Origin of the sequence: Providencia sp. PROV141, assembly GCF_028481645.1 — a bacterium.
Taxonomy (GTDB): Bacteria; Pseudomonadota; Gammaproteobacteria; order Enterobacterales; family Enterobacteriaceae; genus Providencia; species Providencia rettgeri.
The window spans coordinates 1-2,517 of sequence record NZ_JAMPPR010000020.1; the positions used below are offsets into that span (position 1 = coordinate 1).

Consider the following 2,517-nt stretch of genomic DNA (forward strand, 5'->3'; position numbering starts at 1 on the left):
AATAAGAGTGAGATTGAACATCAGAGGCTGAAGCCTACACAACAGTAACCGCCATCTTTACGTAAAGATGGCAGTTATTTATGATACTTTCCAAACTTCCGTCATGTTTTATCTTTTTCTATAACCGCCCATAATCTTAACCACGGTACATACGCGGAAAATACTCACTAATTTTATCGTTATCCAGTAGCCTATCTTTAGTGAAATCAATAGTATCTGATACCGCAATTCCATGGCGCAACTCTTTGGGAAAATCGTCGATTGAAGCATAAATAGTTGGCATCAAATAACGGAAATAGTCCCCCATCTTAGTTTCACCTTCATAGCCGACAGGGTAATCATCTCCAGGGTTATTGCCTTCTATCGCTTGATAAATAAAAAAACCTTTATTTGATGGTAAGTTATATTCAGAACAAGCTTTCAATCTATCAAACTTATCTTTTACGTATTTCTCAACTTCAGACTTTGACTTTAGGAAGCGAAAAAAATAATGAGAATACAAATCTAAAATAACCGAGCCTTTTTTATCTTGGGGGTAATCTACAAATATGGCAGATTCTTCCCATTTATATTCATTCAGTTGATCAAGCAATTCTTCAAAATTTTCCAAAGAGAGAAGCGCATTAGGTAACCATCCCCAATTATTGTTAATCACAACCGCAATTTTTCCGTTTTTATCCATGGCAAACCAAGTATAGATAGTTCCAAAGTTTGGCTTCCACTCATTTGCTAATGTACTCACTTATGTGCTCCTCTTGGCCATGTCGCTTGACAATTTTTGCATGTATCCACTAAAGCTGCCTCGTTTATTTTCGAATCTTCCCAAACAATCCTTGGCCTAACTGGTTGAGTAAATTTAATATTTTCTGGTTTAGCTCCTTGTCTTATTAATTTATCAGCAGCTGATACTTCAGCACAAGCACCAACCGAATTATTACAAAGTTTAGTATACTCACCTATTTCAACACCAAGTTGCTTTTTAAGATAAAGAACAGTTCTTTCATCTAGGGCTTCCACACTAACTTTACCATTACTAAACCCAAATGCTGTTTTCCCTGTAGAAGGATCATAAGCACCAATCCCAACGGCAAACTTCTCGGCTTGAGTTCTAGAATTTAACTTATTAATTTCCGCAACCAATTTGTTAGTCGCAGAGGCATGCAATTGCTCTTTTTCTATGATAGGGGTTAATTTTGAGGTATTAAGTTTGCCAGATGTTAATAACTCCTTTGAGGTGGTTGGTATTGCATTTTTTAATGATTTAAGTGCCTCCTCAGAGTTCGCTACAACCTTAAAGCCAGCCCCCCCGATTGCGGCTGTTGATATAGCAGCTTCAGGTGCGGCTATCTCTGCGACTGCCAAGCCTAGCTTATTAGCACAGAAACTGACGCTTGCTTTACAACCAGCAAAGCCTAATTTTAGCCCTTCTGCAATTTGTGGAGTTGCGGCAATAACTACTTCACCTCCGAGTATAATAACTACCCCTCCGACAGCAACTAAGCCCACCACTCCCGCAGCCTGTTCTCTTGCGGCTACTCTTTGTGCGGCGGCTTTATCACCTTTAGCTGCCGCCATCATATCGAGATTGTTCTCTATAATGATTTGCTGTAACTGATGCTCTGTATAATTATACGTATATACTAATTCAGCAGAATTAGCGGCAGAAAAAGCGCCCTCCGGTTTATGGGTAATTAATGCCCCTGCAAGTCCACCTAAGACTTTAGTGAATTGAGTTTTGGCTTCATTACCTTTGATAGCATCTTGTACCAATGCAAGTTGTCTTTCTTGCTCATTGAGATATTTGGGCTCAAACAATTTACTGTTCAATGTTATTGCAGCTAACTCTGCCGCTAACGCCCCAACAACGGCGCCTTTGACATTAGCCCCAGATATTTCGGCACTCAATCCTGCCAATGCCATATGGCTAAGTGCCTTTCCAGCATGACCGATGATTTTTCCCTGTTTATCTACATATAAATACTGGAATTTATCGCCTATCAGGTTAGCCCCTTCGGCTTGAATTTGCCCTGCCACACTATTGAGTAAGGCTGTTTTAAAGTTGTCCGTGAAACTCCCACCTTGAATCGCTGTTCCGATGGTTGAGCTGATAGCACTTTGTCCTGCCACACGCTGCGCGACTTGAGTCCAATTCCCGTCACTGAGCTTTGGTAAGGTCACTTTGGCGGGATCAGTCACTTTGCCATATAACGCAATATCAAACCCTTCAAGTGAACCCGCAATAATCATACTGGTCACTATTGATTTTGCAGTGTCACTTTTCCCTAGGCTGGATAAGGTTTTTGACAGGTTTCCTTTGTTCTCAACTAACGCGATAGACGCTTGAGAAACGAGTGAGGCAAACCCCGGTGTACAACTTAATATGACTAATGCCCGCTCGAATAACTGTCCTTCTTTGGTTTTCAAGTGGACTTAGGCGACGATATGAACTTTTTCTATGAAGTTCGCCTCCGTTACTCTATTCAACCGTCATTTGCCTTAGCGGGTATGGCACAGAAA

2 protein-coding genes are annotated in these 2,517 nt (G+C 40.8%); both read right to left on the reverse strand.

Annotated elements, in window-relative coordinates:
* Positions 1 to 136: 136 nt before the first annotated feature.
* Positions 137 to 742 carry a hypothetical protein gene (locus PSF09_RS14170; protein ID WP_272684048.1) on the reverse strand — a complete coding sequence of 202 codons (606 nt, stop codon included), beginning with the start codon at positions 740 to 742 and terminating at the stop codon, positions 137 to 139.
* On the reverse strand, positions 739 to 2,424 hold the full coding sequence (locus PSF09_RS14175; RefSeq protein WP_272684049.1) for a DUF637 domain-containing protein: 1,686 nt from the start codon (positions 2,422 to 2,424) through the stop codon (positions 739 to 741). Before PSF09_RS14175 ends, PSF09_RS14170 begins: the two co-directional genes overlap by 4 nt.
* Between the last annotated feature and the right edge of the window lie 93 nt (positions 2,425 to 2,517).